Origin of the sequence: Lentzea tibetensis (genome assembly GCF_007845675.1) — a bacterium.
Taxonomy (GTDB): Bacteria; Actinomycetota; Actinomycetes; order Mycobacteriales; family Pseudonocardiaceae; genus Lentzea; species Lentzea tibetensis.
Genome location: NZ_VOBR01000001.1, coordinates 91,875 through 112,490 on the forward strand (window position 1 = coordinate 91,875; position 20,616 = coordinate 112,490).

Sequence of the window (20,616 nt, forward strand, 5' to 3'; positions counted from 1 at the left end):
CAGGTCAGCGTGGATCGCGTCCAGCCGCTGAGCCGAAGCGGCCATCGCCGCCGCCAGCTGATCGAGCTGGCCGGGGTCGGCTCCGACCACCTGCCCCATGCACGCCTCCGATGACCACGTCGAGTTGCCGCGATGTCTCATCGCTCGACATGTCGTGGGCGTTGCACTCGCGCATTGGCCAAATCGGGTGAACGGAAACCGCTATTTCCCCTCGCTATCACCACGGGTCACGCGCTCGCCACACAGCGTCAATCGGAATGGTGCGACGGCTAATCGTCCTAACAGGACAGACCTGCCAGAGTCCATAAGGGACGGTTTCGGCCGCCAGGCAGCGACGCCTGGTAACACGACCGACCTGATGTCCGAAAGACAAACCTTCGTCCGGCCGGAGCGAGCATGAACTTCCATATCGAATGGAATGGAGGTCTAGTCGTTTGGGCTGATTCTCGTTTGGAGCACTGCCGAGTCGCCCCACAGGTGGCCTACCGTATCGGTACGCTGTGCAATTCGACCGACCGAGGGGGGATGGTCGTTTGTTATCCCAGCCGCTGCACCACGCCATTGTCGTCGTCGACGTCGAGAAGTTCGGCGACAAGAAGCGAGGCGACCTGCACCGATCGGAGGTGCGGGATGGGCTTTTCGCAGCACTGGAGCAGGCATTCGACGAAGCCGAGATCGACTGGTCGGAGTGCAGCTTTCAGACCAGGGGCGACGGCGCTCTGATCCTCGTCCCGGCAAGGTACTCGGAAAGACAGCTCGTCGACCGCGTGCCCTCGCGGCTCACCGCCGGATTGCTCAGGCACAACGCGAGAGTCGCCGTGGAAGGGCGTATACGACTGCGCCTCGCATTCCACTCGGGGCCGGTCGAGATAGCCGAGAACGGGAGTGCCGACAGCACGGTCATCTTCGCGTGCAGACTCGTCGACTCGGACGAGGCTCGCGAGGCACAACGGGCCTCGAAGGACCTCATCACGATCATCGCGTCCAACAGCTTCTACGAGAACAGCCTCGTCCACGAGCCCGCAGCCGAGCCCGACACCTACCGGCGAGTCCCGGTGAGCGTCAAGGAGGTAGACACGATCGCGTGGATCCGGTCGACGGCTCCACTGCTCTCCAGCACACTCACCCCTGCGACCAAAGGACCCCTGAGCAACCGAGACAGTTCGACCGAAGTGGACGAACTGGCGAACATCCTCCTCGCCGTCCCGCCTCTGCTGCGCGAGGACGCGAGGTCTCAGTTGCTCGACCTCCTCCCCAACGGGATGGCCTCCGAGATGCCGCAAAACGTGGATCCCTGGCCCTACACGCGAGCGCTGGCACGTCTCTGCTTCCAGCACACCGGCGGGCTCGACTACCTGCTCGGCGCGCTCAGAACACTCGGCGCGGAGCCCCGGCAGATTCACCAGCTGGAAGCGCTGCGGTACCGATACGTCGGCGTCTCGGAAGAACCGCTGTCCCGACTCACCGAAACACTGTTCCGAATACCGTGCCTGACCGATCCGATGGCGAGCGAGCTCGTCGTCCACGGGATGCGCCGGGCCCTCGGCGAGAGGTTCCTCGTCGAGGGACAGCCCGGAACGCTCCAATACGTCTCACACATAGCCTCCCTCTGCTGGCAGAACCCCTATCGATTGACAATTCTGATGGGTTTGGTCAGCCGGTTTGGGCCCGAAGCGCCCGCCCTGGCAGACTTGCGCCTCGTCATCGGCGACCTGACCGATTCAGAGCGGCCGGCCGACACCTTCACGAACCAGCACAGAACCGGGCTTCTAGCGTTGTTGGCGGGCGTAGTTCTCCCCAACGTGGCAGACCTGTACGGCGCCGCGGGTGGACGGGCTGCGCCCGATCTCGGCGACCACACGACGTATCCGCGCATCCTCCACGCGCTGGAGTCGCTCAACGCGCGGCGGGACGGGCTGCCGCGAACCCTGGCGTTCGTCGAACACGTCGCCGCGCACGTCGACTCGGAGCTCAAGATCAAGCTCCAGCAGTGGACGCGGGCGCGGGCCGCGGAGATGGATCTCATCGCCGAACTCGCAGACCTGCGAGACGAAGTCCGCCGACAGGCCGCGGCCGCCAACCACTCCCCCTCGGCGAAACCGGTGGCCTACCTCGTGCTCAAGATCGAACGGGAAGGACCGACCGGCGACCGGTTCCGGCTCACGGACTGGCGACAGCTGGGAGACGAATCGCAGTGGGCGCCGGAACGCGGCAAGGACAGGACGGGCTCGCTCGACACCACGAAGACCCACGTCGCCTCGTTGATCGAGCGGATCGAGGTCGACTGGGGCGAACGCCGGCCGGACATCCGGATCGAGTTCGTGCTCGACACCCCGGACCTCAGCTTGGACGTCGACCAGTGGCCGTGGGAGAACGATCCGCACTCCGAGCCGATGGGCTGCCGATACCCGGTCACGGTCCGGAGCGCGGAGCGGATGAGAGCGCGCAAGTACCACCGGAATTGGCAAGAACGGTGGGATGAGCTCGTGCGCCAACTCCGCCGCGATGGACGGGTCGACACCCGGAGCTCCCTGCGCGGGTACGGCTCGGGCGACCACGGCGTACGTCAGTTGAGGTCTGCCCTCCACCAACGGCCCGACGTGGTGTCGCTGACGCTCAGCGCACCCCCGCAGCCGGACGAAGCGGGTGGCGACGAGGTCAGCGTCGGGATCAAGGCGGGGCTGCCGCTCATCTGGTGGCACCGCGAGGACTGCGACCACCCCGAGTTCACCGAGACGGTCGACCGGCTCCTCCTCGAGGCCGAGGACCAGGACCACCTGTTGCACCGCGTCCGGCACGCCCGCGTGGCCGCGTACGCACAGGCAGAGGACGAAAAGCACATCGGCGCTTCGCTGACCGTGCTGTACGACGACCCGGCCCGCCTGGTGGTACCGCACCAGCCAGGGCATCCGGTCGTGGAGGGGGCAGTCGGATGACCACGTGGCACGTGTACCGGGGCGACGGCTCAGTCGCGCAGTCGCCGATCAACAACCTGCCCGCCCCACCCCCGTGGCGCACGTTCACGGGACAGGGCAACACATCCCGGCCTGATGACGACGGCGGCGAAGGCGATCGCCGGGTGGGGTTCGCACACCGGCACTCCCGCACACCTGATCCCACCGAGGTGGCGCTCGTCAACGCCGCGATCCACTTGCGACGACCGCTTCTCGTGACGGGCGCCCCTGGCACCGGCAAGTCCTCGCTCGCCTACCTGATCGCGCGCGAGCTGGGTCTGGGTCCAGTGCTCAGGTGGCCGGTCACCAGCAGGACCACGTTGGCACGGGGGCTCTTCCTCTACGACGCGATCGCGCGGGTCCAGGCCGCCGCCCACGAGGGCGAGCCCGACATCGGCGACTTCATCCACCTCGGCCCCCTCGGCACGGCCTTGCTTCCGACAGATCTCCCCAGGGTCTTGCTGATCGACGAACTCGACAAGGGAGACATAGATCTTCCCAACGACCTCCTCAACGTCTTCGAGGAGGGCGAGTACGAGATACCGGAACTCGTCCGCTACGCCAAGCGGCAGAACGAGGTCAACGTACTCACCGACGATCGCGGCCACACCGCGACGGTCCACAACGGACTCGTGCGCTGTCGCGAGTTCCCGATCGTCATCGTCACCAGCAACGGTGAACGCGAGTTCCCACCGGCCTTCCTCCGTCGTTGCCTCCGCCTCCACATCAAGAACCCCACGACCCAGCAGCTCGGCACCATGGTCGCCGCGCACTTCGACGGCAAGGAACGCGCCGACACCAGCCGCCTGATCACCGACTTCCTCGAACGGAGCAGCGAGGTGGGCGGGCTCGCGGCCGACCAGCTGCTCAACGCGGTCCACCTCGCCACCAGGCTCGCGACCTCGGGCGCCTACACACCCGACGACGAGTGGAGGGATCTGCTCACCGCCATCTGGCACCCGTTGGCAGATCAGCGATGACCGGCCCCCGCGATCGCCTTCCCGTGCCCGAGGTGGTGCTCCAGCACCTCGACATCGCCGACAGCGGCGTCGAACGGCTGACGACGCGCGGTCTGTCCTATCGGGAGGTTCGCGACAGCCTGTTCCTCGCCGCGCGAATACACGGACGCGACGGCGAACCGGGACAACCGCACGCGCCCACCGGATCCGGTCCTCCCGAGGACGTCCCGGTTCCTGAGGACCGGAGCAGACCGGAGGCTTCGCCCGCACCCGAACCATCGGGTGCGGGCGGTCCGTCGTTCGGCGGTTTCCAGCAGTGGACGCCCGGACCGCAGACGATGGTGGCGGGCGGCGTGGACGGTGGACGGGGAGACCGCGCGGGATCCGCGTGGCCGACCATGCCCGCGATGCCGGAACACCGGGCGATCAGCCGTGAGCTCAGGCCGTTGTCGCGCCCGCACCCGTCGCCGTGGGAGCGGCTCGTCGACGAGGAGACGACGGCGATCCGGGCCGCGCAGGACGGTCTCTGGGTGCCCGAGTGGAAGGCCGCGCCCTCGCGACGGTTCGACATCGCCCTCGTCGTGGACACGGCCGTGGCCGGAGACCTCTGGGAGCACACGACCCGCGAGTTCCGCACCATGCTCGAACGGCAGGGCGCGTTCCGCGACGTCCGGACCTACCTGCTCGACACCAGCAGTCCCGAGCTGTCCGAACTCCCGTTGCACAGCAGGGGCGGTGCCGCTCACGACTGCGGATACCTCGTCGAGCCCGCGGGCACGCGGATCGTGCTGGTGCTCACCGACACCATCGGCAAGGCGTGGCACAGCGGCGCGGTCGGCAGCGTGCTGCACGCCTGGGCGCAACGCATGCCCGTGGCGATCGTGCAGACGCTCGCGCAACGGCTGTGGCCGTGGGGCGGCATCGTCACCCGCCGCATGCGCCTGCACTCCCCGGCACCCGGTGTGCCGAACAAGCAGCTCCGCGTGGAGGGACTGCGCCACCGCGGGGTCATCCCGGTCCCGGTGCTGAGCCTGTCCGCGGAGTGGATGTCGGGCTGGGCCAGGCTCATCGCGGCACCCGGTGCGCAACAGGTCGAGACGACGGCCACCCTGGTGAGCGCTCACCCCGAGTCACCGCAGCTCGACGATGACGACGAGACGCTGACCGCGGAGGAGCGTGTCCTGCGTTTTCGCACGTACGCGTCGGTCGACGGGTTCCACCTGGCGGGCCTTCTCGCGGCGACGCCGCTGACCCCGCCGTTGATGAACCTCGTGCAGCGGGTGTTGCTGCCGGGGTCGGACCTCTCCGTGCTCGCCGAGGTCATGCTGGGCGGTCTGATGCACCGCGTACCACCGACGGCGCCGGCCGCCAGCGCCGTGACGTACGAGTTCCACGACGGCGTGCGGGAAGAGCTGCTCGGGACGTGCCGGCGGACGGACACCGCTCGGGTGGCCCGCGTACTCGACGACCACGCGGGCTCCGACATCGCCGCGCTGCGCGATCTTCGCGCCACACTCGACGATCCGAACCACATCCAGGAGCCGGACCTCTCTCCGGAGAACCGGCCGTACCTCGAGGTCCAGGCAGCCGTGTTGCGCGCGCTCGCCGGGCCGTACTCCCAAAGCGCGGCGCGAGTTCGTGCCGAGCTCGGGCTCACCGTCGTCCCTGAATCGCTGCCCCCCAACGAAGTTTCGGCGCCACGGGACGACGGACCTGTTCGACGCGAGCCCTCAGGAGGCATGTACGTGACTGCCATCGACTCCCAGCCGAGCACCGCCCGTAGGGCCGGGGAGCCGCCACAAGCTGAGTCGCCACAAGGAGATGGCCAAGTGAGCGCTTCCAGCACGCACACGGCACACGACCGGCGTCCCACCACCGCGCAACCACAGATCTGGGGGTCTGTGCCGTTGCGCAACCCAGACTTCGTCGGCCGGGCCGAGTTGCTGGAGAAACTCAGGGATCGCCTCAGTGAGCAGGGCACGACCGCCGTGCTCCCCGAGGCGCTGCACGGCATGGGCGGTGTCGGGAAGTCGCAGACCGTGGTGGAGTACATCCACCGACATGCGAACGAGTACGACCTCGTGTGGTGGATACCGGCCGAGCAGTCCGCTCAGATCACGGCCAGCTTCGTCGAGCTCGCCAAACGCCTCGGCGTGGCGACCGCGGGGTCCGCCGACACCGCGGTTCCCGCGGTGCTGGAAGCCCTGCGCATGTACGACTCCGGGAAGCAATGGCTGCTGGTGTTCGACAACGCGGACAGCCCGCAGGACGTGCAGCAGTTCTTCCCGGCCGGGTCCGGCCACATCGTGGTCACCTCCCGCAACTCCGAGTGGCACGGCTTCGCCCGTTCCGTGCAGGTCGACCTGTTCACCCGCGCGGAGAGCATCGAACTGCTGCACCGGCGTGGTGGTGACATCGACGACGTCGAGGCGGACGCACTGGCGGAGGCGCTGGGCGATCTGCCACTCGCCGTCGAGCAGGCCGCCGCGTGGCGGGCGACGACCGGCATGCAGGTGGCGGAGTACCTGGAACTGCTGGAGCAGAACCGCACGGAGCTGCTGAAGCACGGCGGCTCGGAGGACGGCCAGATGCCCGTGGTCGCGGCGGTGTGGAACGTTCCGCTGGAACGACTGCGCGACCGCCACCTCGATGCGCTGCAACTGCTGCAGGTCTGCGCGTTCTTCGGGCCGGAACCGATCTCACAGCAGTTGTTCCGCGGCGTGCGCAACGCCCCGGTACCGGACGACCTGCGCGCGGCGTTGCGCGACCCGATCAAGCTCGGCCGCGCGGTGCGCCAGATCAGCCGGTACAGCCTCGCGAAGCTGGACCACCGCAACAACTCCCTGCAACTGCACCGGTTGGTGCAGACGGTGCTGAAGAACAGCCTGTCCGAAGAAGAACAGGACACCATGCGGCACGCGGTGCACGTGCTGCTGGTCAACGGCGATCCCGGCGATCCCGACAACGCCAAGAACTGGTCGCGCTACGGCGAACTGCTCCCCCACGCACTGGTGTCGCACGCGGTCGACTGTCAAGACGAGTGGGTCAGGGACCTGATCGACAACCTCGTCGCGTACCTGCTCAACGCCGGCGACTTCGGCGGTGCCCGCGACCTCGCCGCGCAAGCCGTGACGTCGTGGACGGAAAAACTGGGTGCCGACTCGACGGACACGCTCGACATGTCGCGGCGGCTCGCGGTGGCGATGCGCAGGCTCGGTGATGTCGGCTCCGCGATTCGGCTCAACGAGAAAACCCGGCAGCTGCTCGTCGAAAAGGTCGGTGAACAGCACGAGAGCATGCTGGAGATGCTCGACGCCGTCGCAGGTGACCGCCGTTCCGAGGGCCGGTTCCGCGAGGAGCTGGAGCTCCAGCAGACGGTGTACGACCGGTCTCGGCAGGTGTACGGCGATGACGACCCGACCACGCTGCGGTACGCCCACAACCTCGCGGGCTGTCTGCGTCTCATGGGCGACTTCGCCAGGGCGCGAGAGGTGGACGAGGACAACCTGGAACGCCGCACCGCGGTTCTGGGTGCCGATCACTCGCTGACCCTCGGCTCGCGCAACGGCCTGTGCATGGACCTCCGCGAGTGCGGCTTCTACGTCGAGGCCGCCCGCGACCAGGAACAGGCGCTCGAGTACCAGTTGGAGGTACTGGGCCCCGACCACCCGCGCGTCATCGGCGCGACTCGCAACCTGTCCGTCGCGCTGCGCAAGGCGGGCCAGCACGTCCGGGCGAAGGAGCTCGCCGAGGAGTGCCTGAAGCGGTACCGGCGCAGGCACGGTGACAACCACGTCGACACGGTGACCGCGCTCATGAACCTCTCGACGGACCTGCGTCACCTCGGCGATCTCGACCAGTCGCTCGAACTGGCGCAGCGCAGTCACGACCAGTTCAAGGAGATTCGCGGCGCACGCCACCCGTACACGCTCATCGCCGGGCTGAACCTGGCTGTGATCCACCGCCTGCGCGGTGATCTCCAGCGCGCGCTGGAGATCGACAGGGCGGCGTACGAGGACTTGCTCAACGTCTTCGACGCCGACCACCCGTCGGCTCTGGTCGCCGCGACCAACCTGGCCAGCGACCTCGCCGCGCTGGGCGACGTGGAGCGGGCCAAGGCCATGGACGAGGACACCATGGCTCGGTGCCGGCGGGTGCTCGGCCCCGAGCACCCGTCGACGCTGGCGGTAGCTCTCAACCTCGCGATCGACATGGACACGCTCGGCGACCACACCGGCGCGTCAACACTGCACCGGCAGACCGTCGCGAGCTTCCGCAAGGTACTGGGCGACGACCACCCCGCGACCATCGCGGCAGCGCAGTACACCAGGGCGAACTGCGACACGGACACCATGCAGCTGTAACCGGCTGTCAGCCGGCGGCCTGGTCGAGCCAGGCCGCCAGCTGACCCGGATCCGGAGCTCGTCCAGTGCTCGCGGCCACGGACCGGCGGACCGCGCGCACCACCTCGGGCAGCCGTCGCAACGCGGTGGAGTCCAGCGCCAGTGCGAGTCCGGACCACGCGGTGACGTCCTCTGGCGCCACGTCCAGCCGGGTGGTGAAGCACTCCGCCGCACGGTCCATGTCGCCGCTCAGGAAGGCGGCTTCCGCGTCGTCCACCACGCCCAGCGCGGCGAACCGCTCAGGGTCGACCACCCTCGCCTTGATCAGCGTCGCGAGAGTCGTCCGGCCGGTCTCCGGTGATGTGGCGACGAGATCCGCGCGGCACAGGCGGCTCGGGCCGCGCTTCTCGATCCACGCATCGGTCAACGCGGCCACCACGTCCTCATCCGGTCGCACGTGGCGCAGCCGCCACACCCCGCGGTGGGCCGCGATGATCCACTCGATCGCCTCGGTCACCTCTCCCGGTACACCGAGCAGCGGGCACGCGGCCAGCCGCACCGAGACGGCGGCGACGAACGTCCTGCCCAGATCCGTCAGCTCCGGTGCACCGCTCAGCGTGCGCACGACCTGAGCGACCTGGTGGCGGCGGTACGCGAAGTTGAAGTGGGCCCTGCGAACCAGTGACGCGGGCACCAGGTCGCGTTGCAGGTACCAGAACTCCACGACGCTGCAGAACGCGTAGAGGCCGTGCAGCAGGCCCGTCACCGGCCTCGGGTGGTCCAGCCACGGCGCGTAGAACCGGCAGACGTCGTCGTCCTCGCACAGCACCACCAGATCGAGCAGTGCATTCACCTTCGAGTGCTGGATCTCGTGCACCAGCGCCTCGGCGAACTCGAGCGCCGAACGCTTGGGCGACATCGCTATGCAGCCGAACGCCGCGGTGGACGACGCGGCGAACACCTGCTGTTCGACGCTCAACGGGACCACCGCGGCAAGGCAGGCCGACAACTCGTCCGCGCATTCGGGGTGACAGGCCGTCAACAGATCCCACGCCTCGTCCATGAGTTTGCGCCATTCAGCGCTCTCCTGGTCAGAAAGTGGCCCGGCTGGGAGCGGCGCAGTGAACTCGCGATACGGATCCAAGTCGTCGAAAACCAGTTCCACGATCCGGCCGCGAGCCGCGGCGCGGTGCCTTTTCACCGGTTCCAGCGGCGGAGACGTGGTTCTTCCCAGCACGGTCAGCGTCAAGCCGTGCCGCGTATTGCGCAGAATCGCGTGGCCGACCGGAAAGCTCGTGGCAATCCGGAACGCACCGACGGACGGCAGCATCACCGCTCCGTGCACGACCGGCACGACGATCTCGAACAACAGGCCACTTCGGACGGCCGCCGCTGCCGCGACCAGGTGGAACACTCCCACCTCGGACCACAATGGCGTCGTGTCCAGCGCCATTCCCAGCACCTGTCGCAGCGCACGGCTGAGCCACACGCCCACCATCGGGTACATCAGCACGTCTTCGACGACCTCGGGCGATGTCCGTTCCGCTTCGGCGAGCAGGTCCCACGCGCTTTCCACCTCGGCGAACGGGCCCTGCTGGTCCACCGTTGCCGCAGCCTCCTCCGCGAACGTCCTCAGCCGCAGCTTCCGGAGGCTGTACTGCCCGTTGCGCAACACGGTGATGCCCTCACGGGACACCGAGCCGTCGCAGATCTGGTCGAACACGAAACGCGGCAGGTGGTGCGTTGTCACCCCGGCCGGGTTCGCATCGCCTCTAGTCACGCTGCCCCTGAATGGAATCGCCGAACCTGCCGAGCCTCGCCTCGGCGATGGTCGACCGAATCGCCTTGTCCAGCAACGGAGTGCGCAGCGTTCGGAGATCGGACAAGTACACCTGAGTGAGATCAGGCAACTTCGACGAGAGATTGGCTGGTGAGTCCGTTGCTGTCACGTCGACTGCCTCCCCACACTCGCCCGCTGTTTCCATGATGCACGACCACACGGGGGTCCGGGAGCGTCCAGGCGGATATCCCAGAAGGGCCAAGAGGTCTACCGCGGTCACCGGCTGTATCAGTTTTCCGCGCAATTGCCGTACCGGGGAGGCACCTGGCCGCATCGTCAACTCTTGAGGACGGCCTCGACGATCACGTTCTGGCGGTAGCTGCCCGCCGCCTGGTCGAACTCGCCGCCACACGTCACCAGGCGCAGCTCGGACACCGGGGTCGGCGAGTACACGAGGTCGGTCGGGAACGCGGTCTTCTCGACGGCGTAGGTCTTGCCGACCACGAACGTCAGGTGGCTGCCGTCCTTGCGGTCCACGAAGACCTCGTCGCCGGCCTTGAGCTCGGGCAGGCGGTAGAAGACGCCGGGGCCGGTGCGCGAGTCGACGTGGCCCGCGATGAGCGCTGGGCCCGCGTCGCCCGGTGCGACGCCGGCGGAGTACCAGCCCGCGACGGACGCCTTCGTCGGTGGCACGAGTGCGCCCGCCTTGTCGACGGACAGGCCTTCCAGCGAGCTGGTGACGCCGATGGACGGGATGCGCACGGTCACCGGGGCTGCTGCGTGAGGGGCGGCGGCGTGGGGTTTCACGGCGTAGGCGAGTGCGACGACCACGGCCGCGCCCAGCACGAGCTTGACCTTGTTCATGCGAAGGTCATCCGAACCGGAACAGCTGCCTGCGGAACAGGAACAGGCCCGAGAACACCAGCAGGCAGCTCAGGCCGAGCAGGCGCCAGTCGAGGCCGGGGCCGCCCGGTGCCATGCCGCCGAACCCCGTTTCCTGGCCGCCGCCCGGCACGACCTCGGCGCCCTTCGCGTCAGCGCGCAGCGAAGCGGCCGGTTTGCCCGAGCGTTCCACGACCAGGAGCGTGTAGACGGCGCCCGGTTCGATCGTCGCGTCCAGGTTGATCGGGTCCGCGCCGCGCGGTAGGACCTGCATCCTGGCGGTTCCGGCGGCCAAGGCGACGTAGGCGGTGGACGAGCCGTAGGTGGCGTGGCGGACGACGGCCGTGCCGCTGCGGACCACGTCGAGCTCGGCGGCCACCGGGGCGGCGTTGATCACGCGCAGGCGGGCGAGGCCCGCCGGCGGGAGGCTGATGTCGTCGTCCAGGACTTTGCCGGACTTGGCGAGGTCCGCGATCGTGTACGCCTTGCCGTCGGCCGCGTTGAGGGTGGCCGAGCTCAGCGGGGCCGAGTTCGGGTCCGCGCCGGACGGGCGCATCACGACCGCATAAGTGCCGGGGTCGACGCGGCGGTAGTCGAGCAGGGAGCCGTAGTCGACGTTCGTGATCCGCACCGGGGTGCCGGGGTTGGCGGTCGCGGTGACGGTGATGTCGACCTCCGCCGCCTCCGGCGACAGGTGCCCCAGGCGCAGGTAGGTGCCGGTGGCGGCGCTCGCGGGCGACGCCGAGAGCGTGAGCAGGAGCAGTACCAGCACGACGCGCACGAGACCTCCCCTCATCGAACGACCTAACGGTACTGCGAAGTGGGGAACAGACATCATTTACGAAAGATTCTCATGTCTATCTTGTGATCTGGACCACGATCTTGTATAACAGAACGCAGAGTTACCGTTAAGCGGCGCCGCGGCGAATACGCAGAAACCACATTTTCCACCGAAGAGCCATTGCTCGCGGGAGGACACGTGCGTAGCGCAGCTATCTTCGTCCTGCTCGGATTGGGTGCGTTCGCTGTCGCCACCGGACTGGTGCTGCAGCTCTACTCCTACCCCGCGCTCGCCAAGGTGTCGCACGACATCGACGCGGTCTCGGTGTCGCAGGGCGACGGCATCACGGCGCTGGTCTACGCGCCGGACGGCGACTCGGTCCTGCCGCAGATCCGGCACAACCTGAGCCTCACCGCCACCTCGCACGTCGAGGGCGACCTCAGCCAGCCGGAGATCAAGCAGGGCGGCGACATCACCGTCTGGACCAGGTCGACGATCGTCAAGGAAGACACCGAAGGACTGACGCTCAGCGCCGAGGTCCGCCGGATGTGCGTGAACCGGCACACCGGCGAGTCCGTCGCGCCGTGCCACGGGCAGTACTACGAGACGCAGCAGGGCAAGCGGATGACCGCCGAGGGCGACAAGCTCCTGCAGCCCGGACTGAGCTTCGTGTTCCCGTTCAACACCGAACAACGCGATTATCTGTGGTACGACACGGTTCTGGAGAAGCCGCGCTTCATCCGGTTCGACGGCCAGGAGACCATGAAGGGGCTCGAGGTCTACCGGTTCGTGCAGATCGTGCCGCCCACGCAGGTCGGCCAGTTCGCGGTGCCGGGCAACATGATCGGACGCTCCGAACCCTCCGTCGACGTGGCCCAGTACTACGAGGTCACCCGCACGCTGTGGGTCGAACCGACCACCGGCGCCGTCGTCTCGGCGCGCGACGACGCCCGGCAGGAGCTGCGCACGCCCGAGCAGGGCGAGGGTCAGGGCACGGCCGTGTTCGACGGCGTGCTCCAGCTCAACGACAAGTCGGTGACGTGGAACGCGGACACGCTCAAGAAGAACCTGCCGATGCTGTCCATGATCACCACACTCCCCGTCGTGCTGTGGATCACCGGTGGCGTGCTGGTGCTGATCGCCTTGCTGCTGCTCATCTTCCGGCGGTCGCGCGGGTGGGGGGTGGGAACGCTCGTCGGCGTGGTGCTGGCCGTGCTGATCGGGTCCGGCGTGGCCAGTGGCGTCACCGTCGCGGTCACCACCATGAACAACCCGGACAGCAAGCTGGATCTGCGCACCCCGTCGTCGTCGAGCGGGACGGGTGGTCACGTCGACTACGGCGTGAGGTGACACGGCAGGCTCACAGCACAGGACACCGGCCTCAGACCGTGACGACGACCTTCGCACGAGCGTGCTCGACCTCGACGTACCGGATCGCCTCGGCGGTGTCGGACAGCGGGAACGTCCGGTCGACGACCGGCTCCACCTGCCCGGACTCGATGAGCTCGCGCAGCGCCACCAAGGTCTCCCTGTTCTGCCGCGCCACGAACACCACGACCCGGTCGCGGACGAACTTCGACACCACCTGGCCCTTGATGATCAGTCCCATCGGGCCGAACACGCTGCCGCCGTTCGACACGCCTCCGCCTGCCAGCAACAGGGTTCCGGACGGCTTCAGCGCGCCGCGCAGCGCGCGCAGCGACCGGTTGCCCACCAGGTCGAACACGAGGTCGTAGCGACCGAGGGTGAAGTCGTCGCTCGTGTAGTCGACGACGTGGTCGGCACCCAGCGACCGCACCAGGTCCACGTTGCGCGTGCTGCACACACCGGTCACCTCGGCGCCGCGCGCCTTGGCGATCTGCACCGCGAACGTGCCCACGCCGCCTGAAGCACCGTTGATCGCGACGTGCTGCCCCGGCGCGACGTCCTTCAACGCCTGCAAAGCGGTGGCGCCTGCCAGCGGCACCGCGGCCGCCTGCGCGAAGGTCAGGTTGGCGGGCTTGAGCTCGACGCCGTCCTGCGGCACGCACGCGAACTCCGCGAACGCACCATCGGACTCACCCAGATCGCCGTACACCTCGTCACCCGGCCGGAAGCGCGTCACGGCCGGGCCCACCGCCTCGACGCGGCCCGCGAAGTCCCTGCCCCTGATGCGGTTCTTGGGCCCGCCGAAGCCGAACTGCTGGGGCGCCACGAGACGCGCCAGGTAGGGGTCGCCGCGCATGACGTGCCAGTCGTAGGCGTTGATCCCGGCGGCCAGCACGCGCACCAGCACCTCGCCCGCGGCGGGCACCGGCTGCTCGACCTCCTCGTATCTCAGCACGTCGGTGGAGCCGTACCTGTACTGGACGATTGCCTTCATGCGGCGAACGTAGGCATCGACCCACCGGGCGGACATCAGGGATGACCCCGGACTTAGGCTGAGGCCCATGACACGAGGACTCGCGATCGGGCTCGGCGTTCTGCTGGTTCTGCTGGGTGCGTTGTGGACCGGTCAGGGACTCGGCTACATCGAGGGCAGCTTCATGACCGGCCAGAAGCTGTGGACCGCCATCGGCCTGCTGTGCGTCGGCGGCGGGCTGACGCTGGTGGTCACGCGCCTGCGGAAGCGCTGAGCGCGGGCGAGGACGCGTGCGGTACCAGCAACCGGGGTGACCCCGACCCGTCGGCGCGCACCGTCCAGATGTCGGTGCGGCCGTCGCCGGGCAACGCGTAGGCGAGGGTGCGGTCGTCGAGCCACGCCACCTGGTCGTCGATGCTGCGGGTCTCGGCGAGCGGTGTCTCCTTCATCGTCGCGAGGTCCAGCACGTGCTCGCGCCACGGCCGGGCGCCGTCCTGCTGCACGCGCTTCTTGAACGCGACGCGCGTGCCGTCCGGGGACAGCGACGGGCATTCGGCGTTCTCCCGCAGCGTTTCCGCCTGCCACGTGTCGAAGTCACCGCGCACCAGGTACGTCCGGCCGCCGGTGGACACCGTGGCGTAGAAGGTGCGGTTGTCCGCGGCGAACGTGACGCCCCAGTAGTTGAGGTCCTCCGCGCTGTGCCGCTCCCCCGCGACCCGCAGCACGATGCCCTCGATGTTGCTGGCGAGCTGGCCGTCGCGGCGGTCGAGCATCGCCGCGCGGGTCGAGAACGACCCCGGCGTGCTGTAGGAGTCGCCGGTGACGAACGTCGTCCACGCCGCCAGCGCGCCGTCCGGTGAGAGCCGCGCGCGGTTGGGCACGCCCGCGACGGCGGTCCGGTTGATCTCCGCCAGGCGCGCGTCGACCACCAGTGCGACCGCGCTGGGCAACGGGCCCGGCGCGTCGGCGAGGCACAACCCTGTGCCCGCGCTGACCGCGAAACGCCCGCAGCGCAACGAGCTCAGCCTGCGCGGCCCGGCCGGGTCGTCCAGCGACACCGACGCCACCGCACCCTGGTCGGGCCCGGCTGCCTCGTTGCGGAACACCAGCCGCCCCGGTGTGGTCAGGTCGACGGCAGCCGGGTCCACGGGTACGACGACAACGTCACGACCAGCGGCGTGCACGGTGTAGAACACCGCGGCCCCGGCCAGCACGAGCGTGGTCACCAACGCGATCAGGATCTTCACGGCACCTCCCGCAACGGCCGGGCGAACGCCAGCACGACGACCAGCCCGAGTCCCCCGACAGCACAACCGATCGCGACGCCCTGGCCGAAACCGGTCCACAGCGCGCCGAACAGCACGGACGAGCACAGCCGCGCCACGGCCTGGCCGGTCTGCAGCACCGCGAGCCCGCTGGTCCGCAGCGCGGACGGCACCAGCGGCCCGGCCGCGGCCATGAGCACGCCGTCGGTCGCCGCGTAGAACGCGCCGTGCGCGAGCACCACGAAGCCCAGCAACAGGAACCCGTCCACCGCGCCGAGCAGCGCCGCGTACGCCAGCAGCAACGCGAGGTGGCCGCAGAGGAACATCCGCCACCGGCCGACCCGGTCGGCGACCAGGCCGATCGGCACGGCCAGCAGCAGGTACACGCCCGCGGTGCCGAGCGGCAGCAGCGCCACGTACGCGGCCGGGATCTCCAGCCTGCTCTGCAGCAACAGGAACACGAACCCGTCGCCGACCGTCACCAGCCCGAGCGCGACCGCCCACAGGCACACCCGGCGCAGCGACCGGTCCCGCAGCAACCCCACCGCGGCGCGCATCGAGACCGCCGCCTTGGCCGGCACGGCCTCGCGCTTGTCGCGCACGAACAACACCAGCAGGACGACGCCCAGCACGGCGAAGCAGAAGCTGGTGAAGAACACGGCGTCGTAGCCGCCCGCGACCGTCCACAGCAGACCGAACGCGACCAGCGGGCCGAGGAACGCGCCGACGGTGTCCATCGCGCGGTGCACCCCGAACGCCCGGCCCAGCGCCGAGGGTTCGCTGCTCAACGAGATGAGCGCGTCCCGCGGCGCGGTGCGCAGGCCTTTGCCGGTGCGGTCGGCGGCGAGCACGAGTCCCAGCGCGGCGGCGGACGAACCGGCCGCGAGCAGGCCGAGCTTCGCGACCGCGGAGACGCCGTAGCCGATGCCCGCGACGAGCTTGCGGCGTTGGAACCGGTCGGCGAGGTTGCCGCCCGCGATCCGGACGAACGCCGTCACGCCCGAGTACAGCCCGTCCAGCAGGCCGAACTGGAGTGGCGAGAACCCCAGTCCCAGCACCAGGTACAGGGGCAGGACGGCGGTGACCATCTCGGACGAGATGTCGGTGACGAGGCTGACGACGCCGAGCGCGACGACGTTGGCGGCGACTCGGCCGGTTCCGGTTTTCGGCACGGCCAAGTCTGTCCGGCGGGCTGACGCGATGTACACGGGGAACCTCCTGGCCCGGCGCTCCCCCGCCGGGGAGCGCCGGGAACGGGCCGCGTCAGCGGCAGGTGTACGGACCGGCCTTGTCGAGCACCTTGCCGTCGATGCCGATGATCTCCCACGAGTAGGAGCGGCCGGAGAGCGTCAGCTTCATGACGCCGTGCTTCGCGAACGACTTCTCCACGCCCACCCGCGGCTTGATCTGGGTGTAGAGGTTGTCGCCGCCGATGCCGACGATCGCCGAGCGGATCCCGTTCGCCTCGTCGACCTTGCCACTCGCGTTCAGCGGCTTGATCCGCTCGTAGTGGTGGTCGTGCCCGCTGAACACCACGTCGGCCTTCGCCTTGAGCAGCTCGTCCCAGAACGGCGCGATGGGCTTCAGGTCGCCGTACTGGCCGGAGTTGAACCGCGGGTGGTGCCAGTAGCCCGCCACGCACGCCTTGGTGTTGCTCGCGAGGTCCTGCCGCAGCCAGGTGATCTGGTCACCGGTGACGCCGTCGGTCAGCGGGTCGGAGTCGAGCGCGACGAAGTGCCAGTCGCCGATCTCCCAGCTGTAGTAAGGCTTTCCCTGCGGGGTGGCGATGGCGTTGCCGAAGTACGACTTGTAGCCGTTGAGCTTGTCGTACCACTCGTGGTTGCCCGGCGTGGGCCTGGTGATCGCCTTGAACTTGCCCCACGTCTTGTCGTAGTAGGTGAGGTACTCCTCCAGCGTGCCGTTGTCGTACTGGTTGTCACCCACGGTCAGCACGTGCTGCGGCTTGATCCCCTCGACCAGCTTGGCGGTCTGGGTGTGCTCGGACGGCACCTCGCGCTTCGCGATGTCACCGGCGACGACGAGCACGATCCCGTTGCCGCTGCCGGGTTGCGTCGACGCCTGCACGGGTGCGCTGGCCGATGACAGGTTGCCCGCCGCGTCACGGGCGCGCACGGTGTAGGTGAACGTGGTGCCGGACGCCAGTCCCGTGTCGGCGTACCCGGTGGTGGCCGAGGTCGCGACGACGTTGCCGTTGCGCAGCACCTCGTAGCCGGTCACGCCCACGTCGTCCTGCGCGGCCTGCCACGCCAGCGTCACCGAGTCCGTCGTGGACGCCGTGACGGCCAGACCGGTGGGCGCGGTCGGCGGCGTGACGTCACCGCCACCGGTGCGCGAGCCGTACACCTCCAGCTCCCACAACGAGTACCCGTACGCGGTGGCGCGCTTCGTCCCGTGCACGCGGACGTAACGGCCCGACGCGGACAGCCCGGCGATCTCGTCCGTGCCGCCGTCGCCGCCGGTCACGGTCTTGCGGGTCGTCCACGTGGTGCCGTCGTTCGACGTCTCCACCCGGTAGTCCTCGGCGTAGGCCGCCTCCCAGCTGAGCTTCACTCGGGTGACCGTGGCCGGGCCGCCGAGGTCGACGGCGATCCACTGCGGGTCGGCGCCCTCCGCGCTCGCCCAGCGGGTCGTGGCGGAGCCGTCCACCGCGAGCGCGCCGGAGAGCGTCGCGTCCTCAGTGGATGACGTCGTGGTCGGTTTGTTCTGCGACAGCAGGGATTCCGCGGCTGCGGCCGTTCCGGACGCGACCAAGGGTGTCGCGAGCACGGGTACGGCCCCCAGGACGACCGCCCAGCGGATGAATCGTCGGGACATGGCACCTCCACCAGGAATGGAGCATTTAGTAAAGAAGCTTTCCAATTGAATTGGAGGTTAACGACCGGGAAACGGAGCGTCAACACCTAGTTGTGTCCACTCCGGACCTTGAATTCCTTGACAGGCAAGGGAAATAGGTCACTCACCGAGTGTCATGCATGGTCAATTCAGCTGAACGCGTTGGCAATTCCTGATCGGACACCCAGGGCCACTTGTCAAGTCGATGCGGTCTTTCGGCCCTGACCGCGGGGGTCGTGCGCTACGCGCGGCGACACCGAGCGGCGTGGTTGGCTTGGACGTACCCGTCCGCACGAGGGAAGGACCGCCATGGCCGGTCTGCAGAGCATGAGTTTCGACAAACCAGAGGAAACCCGCCCGTTCGAACAGGACAAGGGTCATCTGGATCTGGTCAACATCAACTCCGGACCGATCGGTCGCGGGGTGTTCGAGCCCGGATGGCACTGGGCCGAGCACGTGAAGCCCATCGCCAAGACGGAGAGTTGCCAGACCGCGCACATGGGCTACTGCGTGTCAGGCCGGATGAAGATCGTCATGGACGACGGCCAGGAAGCCGAGTTCGGCCCCGGCGACCTGATGATCGCCCCACCCGGACACGACGCGTGGACCGTGGGCTCCGAGCCGTGCGTCCTGATCGACTGGCAGGGTGCGACCGACTACGCCAAGCGACGCTGACTCTCGCCGGCGCGTGACCGGGAGCCGATCAGGACAGCACCACCCGATCGAGTGGTGACCGCCGACGTTGCTTGTGCGGAGACTCAGCTGGTCTCTAGCCTTCGACCCCTCATCCCCGCCCGCCTGGACCCCGCGGTCGCCACGGTTCTTGAGGAGACTCCCGTGAGCACCGTCCGCAACCAGGTCATCGAGCGGTTCGCCGTCACCGACCATCCGAACGGGCCGGGGTCGGTCGTGATCACGGTGCACGGCGAGGTCGACCTGCTCAGCGGCCCACTGCTGCACGCCCGCCTGCAGGAGCACATCCACGAGGCCGGCCCCGATCTGGTCGTCGACCTCACGGCGGTGAGGCACTTCGGGAGCTCCGGCCTCACCACTTTGATGGCCGCGTGGAATGCGACGGTGATCGCTGGAGTCGCGTTCCGCGTGGTCGCCCGCACGCGGACGGTCCTTCACCCGCTCCGGATAACAGGGGTCGACCGCATCGTCGACGTGGTCCCCGACCTGACCACGACATCCTGAGATTCTCAGCAGAAACACGAGCGCCCAACGCACCGGCGACCTCCATTGGGGCTACGGTGGAGTCACCCCTGAAACCAGCGGCCGCACTGGCCTCGTGAGGAAGCGTCAGCGAGCACCGTCACCGACAGGAGGCGCCGACCGGCGCAACACTCCACAAAGGACGGTATCCGCATGAACGAAACCCATGACGACGCTGCGGTGGTCACCGAGCGCCTGCACCTCGCCACCGGCTTCCTCGCGACAGAACGCGGCTGGGTCGTGGAACGCCTGGCCGCGCTGGGATCGCGTCTGCGGTCCTATCGCGACGACCAGGTCGAGCTGGAGATCAGCGTGAAGGACCGCCGGGGCGCGGAGCAACGGGTCACCCTGGAGTGCTGGATCAACCGCGTCCCCCGCCAGCACCTCGTCGCCACGTCCTCGGCGCGGGACCTGCCGGTGGCGCTCAACGAGGTCCGCATCGAGCTGATCCGTCAGGTCGACGAGGCCAAGACGCGCACCGAACCGCGCAGCAACCGCGTGCTCAGGGTCGTGCCCGCACTGCCCGAGCTCGACTAGCCGCGACCAGCGCTGCTTCCGGGCTCTCGGCGTAGGCTGGGGGTACCGGAGGCGAACGAGCACCCGCGGTTTCGCGGATGCCGCCTCGGGCGCACGAGCAATCCCCGGCACGCGCGGATGGCGCTGGCCGGAGGCGGGAGCGCCGAGATGATCTCGGATCAGCTCAGTCCCACGCGGATGAACCGGCAGGGCCTCGCGCTGCGCCTGCAGATGAAACCGGCCGGTGCGGCACGAGGGCACCTCAGCGGCGGCTGGTGGCCGTGGTCGGACGACCCGGCACGCGAGTTCCCCGTTCTGGTAGCGGCTTTGGGCGCGTGGGTCGGGCCGGTCAACCGCGTCTCCTACCACCTCGACACCTGGGGTCAGATCGCGCGGAAAGCACCGGTGGACGGCAGGCTGGTGCGCTTCGAGGGCTTCCACTCGATGGACCCGCACACCGTCGTGGTGATCGGGTCGGACCACCGGCGGGTCAGCCTGCTGGTCGTGCCTCCCAGCACGCCAGGAGGTGCGGCTCGCGCGGCGCTGAGGGCGGCCGCCGACCGCGACTCCACCGCCGGCGCCGCCGAAATCCTGGCCAGCAACGGCATTCCCGTGCACGGGCCGAGCCCCGTGCTCATCCCGCGCGCCCGCTCGGCTGAGCCGGTGGCGGAAGAGCGTTGGGAAGCCGAGGGCGGTCACCTCCGCTGAGGACCCCGCGGGGACGGCT

The 20,616-nt window shown here is 68.8% G+C and carries 16 protein-coding genes; 9 read left to right on the plus strand and 7 right to left on the minus strand.

Annotated elements, in window-relative coordinates:
* The first annotated feature begins 533 nt into the window (after window positions 1–533).
* From FKR81_RS00390 to fxsT, 3 genes are read left to right on the plus strand one after another with little or no spacing between them, the layout of a single operon-like run.
* Window positions 534–2,936 (plus strand): VMAP-C domain-containing protein, encoded by a 2,403-nt coding sequence (locus FKR81_RS00390; protein WP_146348848.1) that lies wholly within the window; start codon window positions 534–536, stop codon window positions 2,934–2,936.
* Window positions 2,933–3,934, plus strand: coding sequence for an AAA family ATPase (locus FKR81_RS00395; RefSeq protein WP_146348849.1), 1,002 nt, complete (start codon window positions 2,933–2,935; stop codon window positions 3,932–3,934). Before FKR81_RS00390 ends, FKR81_RS00395 begins: the two co-directional genes overlap by 4 nt.
* The gene (fxsT, locus tag FKR81_RS00400) at window positions 3,931–8,277 is read left to right on the plus strand and encodes an FxSxx-COOH system tetratricopeptide repeat protein (RefSeq protein ID WP_146348850.1); all 4,347 of its coding nucleotides are present in this window, start codon (window positions 3,931–3,933) and stop codon (window positions 8,275–8,277) included. Before FKR81_RS00395 ends, fxsT begins: the two co-directional genes overlap by 4 nt.
* A 7-nt stretch (window positions 8,278–8,284) precedes the next feature.
* Here the strand turns inward: fxsT and FKR81_RS00405 are convergent, their stop codons facing one another.
* The 3 genes from FKR81_RS00405 to FKR81_RS00415 form a co-directional block, all read right to left on the minus strand.
* Window positions 8,285–10,036, minus strand: a complete 1,752-nt coding sequence (locus FKR81_RS00405) for an HEXXH motif domain-containing protein (RefSeq protein ID WP_186762666.1) — start codon at window positions 10,034–10,036, stop codon at window positions 8,285–8,287.
* Between the two features lie 336 nt (window positions 10,037–10,372).
* Complete coding sequence (locus FKR81_RS00410) at window positions 10,373–10,900, minus strand: class F sortase (protein WP_146348852.1); 528 nt, start codon at window positions 10,898–10,900, stop codon at window positions 10,373–10,375.
* A 7-nt stretch (window positions 10,901–10,907) separates the two neighbouring features.
* The gene (locus FKR81_RS00415; RefSeq protein WP_186762667.1) at window positions 10,908–11,714 is read right to left on the minus strand and encodes a DUF4397 domain-containing protein; all 807 of its coding nucleotides are present in this window, start codon (window positions 11,712–11,714) and stop codon (window positions 10,908–10,910) included.
* 183 nt (window positions 11,715–11,897) lie between these two features.
* Here FKR81_RS00415 and FKR81_RS00420 point away from each other — a divergent pair, with 183 nt between their 5' ends.
* A complete protein-coding gene (locus FKR81_RS00420) occupies window positions 11,898–13,049 on the plus strand; it encodes a DUF3068 domain-containing protein (RefSeq protein WP_186762668.1) in 1,152 nt (383 codons plus the stop codon).
* 31 nt (window positions 13,050–13,080) lie between these two features.
* On the opposite strand, the gene FKR81_RS00425 is transcribed toward FKR81_RS00420, so the two are convergent.
* A complete protein-coding gene (locus FKR81_RS00425; protein ID WP_146348855.1) occupies window positions 13,081–14,061 on the minus strand; it encodes an NAD(P)-dependent alcohol dehydrogenase in 981 nt (326 codons plus the stop codon).
* 67 nt (window positions 14,062–14,128) lie between these two features.
* On the opposite strand from FKR81_RS00425, the gene FKR81_RS00430 reads away from it, so the two are divergent.
* Window positions 14,129–14,314: a hypothetical protein gene (locus FKR81_RS00430; protein ID WP_146348856.1), complete on the plus strand. Its 186-nt coding sequence runs from the start codon at window positions 14,129–14,131 to the stop codon at window positions 14,312–14,314.
* Here the strand turns inward: FKR81_RS00430 and FKR81_RS00435 are convergent.
* Genes FKR81_RS00435 through FKR81_RS00445 form a run of 3 tightly spaced genes read right to left on the minus strand, consistent with a single transcriptional unit; the run spans window position 14,292 to window position 18,140 of the window.
* On the minus strand, window positions 14,292–15,287 hold the full coding sequence (locus tag FKR81_RS00435; protein WP_146348857.1) for a TolB family protein: 996 nt from the start codon (window positions 15,285–15,287) through the stop codon (window positions 14,292–14,294). The two genes, FKR81_RS00430 and FKR81_RS00435, sit on opposite strands and share 23 nt — an antisense overlap.
* Window positions 15,284–16,513, minus strand: a complete 1,230-nt coding sequence (locus FKR81_RS00440) for an MFS transporter (RefSeq protein WP_146348858.1) — start codon at window positions 16,511–16,513, stop codon at window positions 15,284–15,286. The genes FKR81_RS00435 and FKR81_RS00440 overlap by 4 nt, the downstream gene beginning before the upstream one ends.
* A 55-nt stretch (window positions 16,514–16,568) precedes the next feature.
* The gene (locus FKR81_RS00445) at window positions 16,569–18,140 is read right to left on the minus strand and encodes a discoidin domain-containing protein (RefSeq protein ID WP_146348859.1); all 1,572 of its coding nucleotides are present in this window, start codon (window positions 18,138–18,140) and stop codon (window positions 16,569–16,571) included.
* Window positions 18,141–18,485: 345 nt separating this feature from the next.
* On the opposite strand from FKR81_RS00445, the gene FKR81_RS00450 reads away from it, so the two are divergent.
* The 4 genes from FKR81_RS00450 (at window position 18,486) to FKR81_RS00465 (ending at window position 20,597) form a co-directional block, all read left to right on the plus strand.
* A complete protein-coding gene (locus tag FKR81_RS00450) occupies window positions 18,486–18,833 on the plus strand; it encodes a cupin domain-containing protein (RefSeq protein ID WP_222598123.1) in 348 nt (115 codons plus the stop codon).
* A gap of 162 nt (window positions 18,834–18,995) precedes the next feature.
* Window positions 18,996–19,355 carry an STAS domain-containing protein gene (locus FKR81_RS00455; RefSeq protein WP_186762669.1) on the plus strand — a complete coding sequence of 120 codons (360 nt, stop codon included), beginning with the start codon at window positions 18,996–18,998 and terminating at the stop codon, window positions 19,353–19,355.
* Window positions 19,356–19,526: 171 nt separating this feature from the next.
* A complete protein-coding gene (locus tag FKR81_RS00460) occupies window positions 19,527–19,910 on the plus strand; it encodes an HPF/RaiA family ribosome-associated protein (protein WP_146348862.1) in 384 nt (127 codons plus the stop codon).
* A 147-nt stretch (window positions 19,911–20,057) separates the two neighbouring features.
* Window positions 20,058–20,597: a DUF5994 family protein gene (locus FKR81_RS00465; RefSeq protein ID WP_186762670.1), complete on the plus strand. Its 540-nt coding sequence runs from the start codon at window positions 20,058–20,060 to the stop codon at window positions 20,595–20,597.
* The last annotated feature ends 19 nt before the right edge of the window (window positions 20,598–20,616 follow it).

Coding starts and splice junctions, on each gene's coding strand:
- FKR81_RS00395 (WP_146348849.1), top strand. CDS start 2,933: ATGACCACGTGGCACGTGTACCGGGGCGACGGCTCAGTCGCGCAGTCG.
- fxsT (WP_146348850.1), top strand. CDS start 3,931: ATGACCGGCCCCCGCGATCGCCTTCCCGTGCCCGAGGTGGTGCTCCAG.
- FKR81_RS00410 (WP_146348852.1), bottom strand. CDS start 10,900: ATGAACAAGGTCAAGCTCGTGCTGGGCGCGGCCGTGGTCGTCGCACTC.
- FKR81_RS00415 (WP_186762667.1), bottom strand. CDS start 11,714: ATGAGGGGAGGTCTCGTGCGCGTCGTGCTGGTACTGCTCCTGCTCACG.
- FKR81_RS00425 (WP_146348855.1), bottom strand. CDS start 14,061: ATGAAGGCAATCGTCCAGTACAGGTACGGCTCCACCGACGTGCTGAGA.
- FKR81_RS00430 (WP_146348856.1), top strand. CDS start 14,129: ATGACACGAGGACTCGCGATCGGGCTCGGCGTTCTGCTGGTTCTGCTG.
- FKR81_RS00445 (WP_146348859.1), bottom strand. CDS start 18,140: ATGTCCCGACGATTCATCCGCTGGGCGGTCGTCCTGGGGGCCGTACCC.
- FKR81_RS00450 (WP_222598123.1), top strand. CDS start 18,486: ATGAGTTTCGACAAACCAGAGGAAACCCGCCCGTTCGAACAGGACAAG.
- FKR81_RS00460 (WP_146348862.1), top strand. CDS start 19,527: ATGAACGAAACCCATGACGACGCTGCGGTGGTCACCGAGCGCCTGCAC.
- FKR81_RS00465 (WP_186762670.1), top strand. CDS start 20,058: ATGATCTCGGATCAGCTCAGTCCCACGCGGATGAACCGGCAGGGCCTC.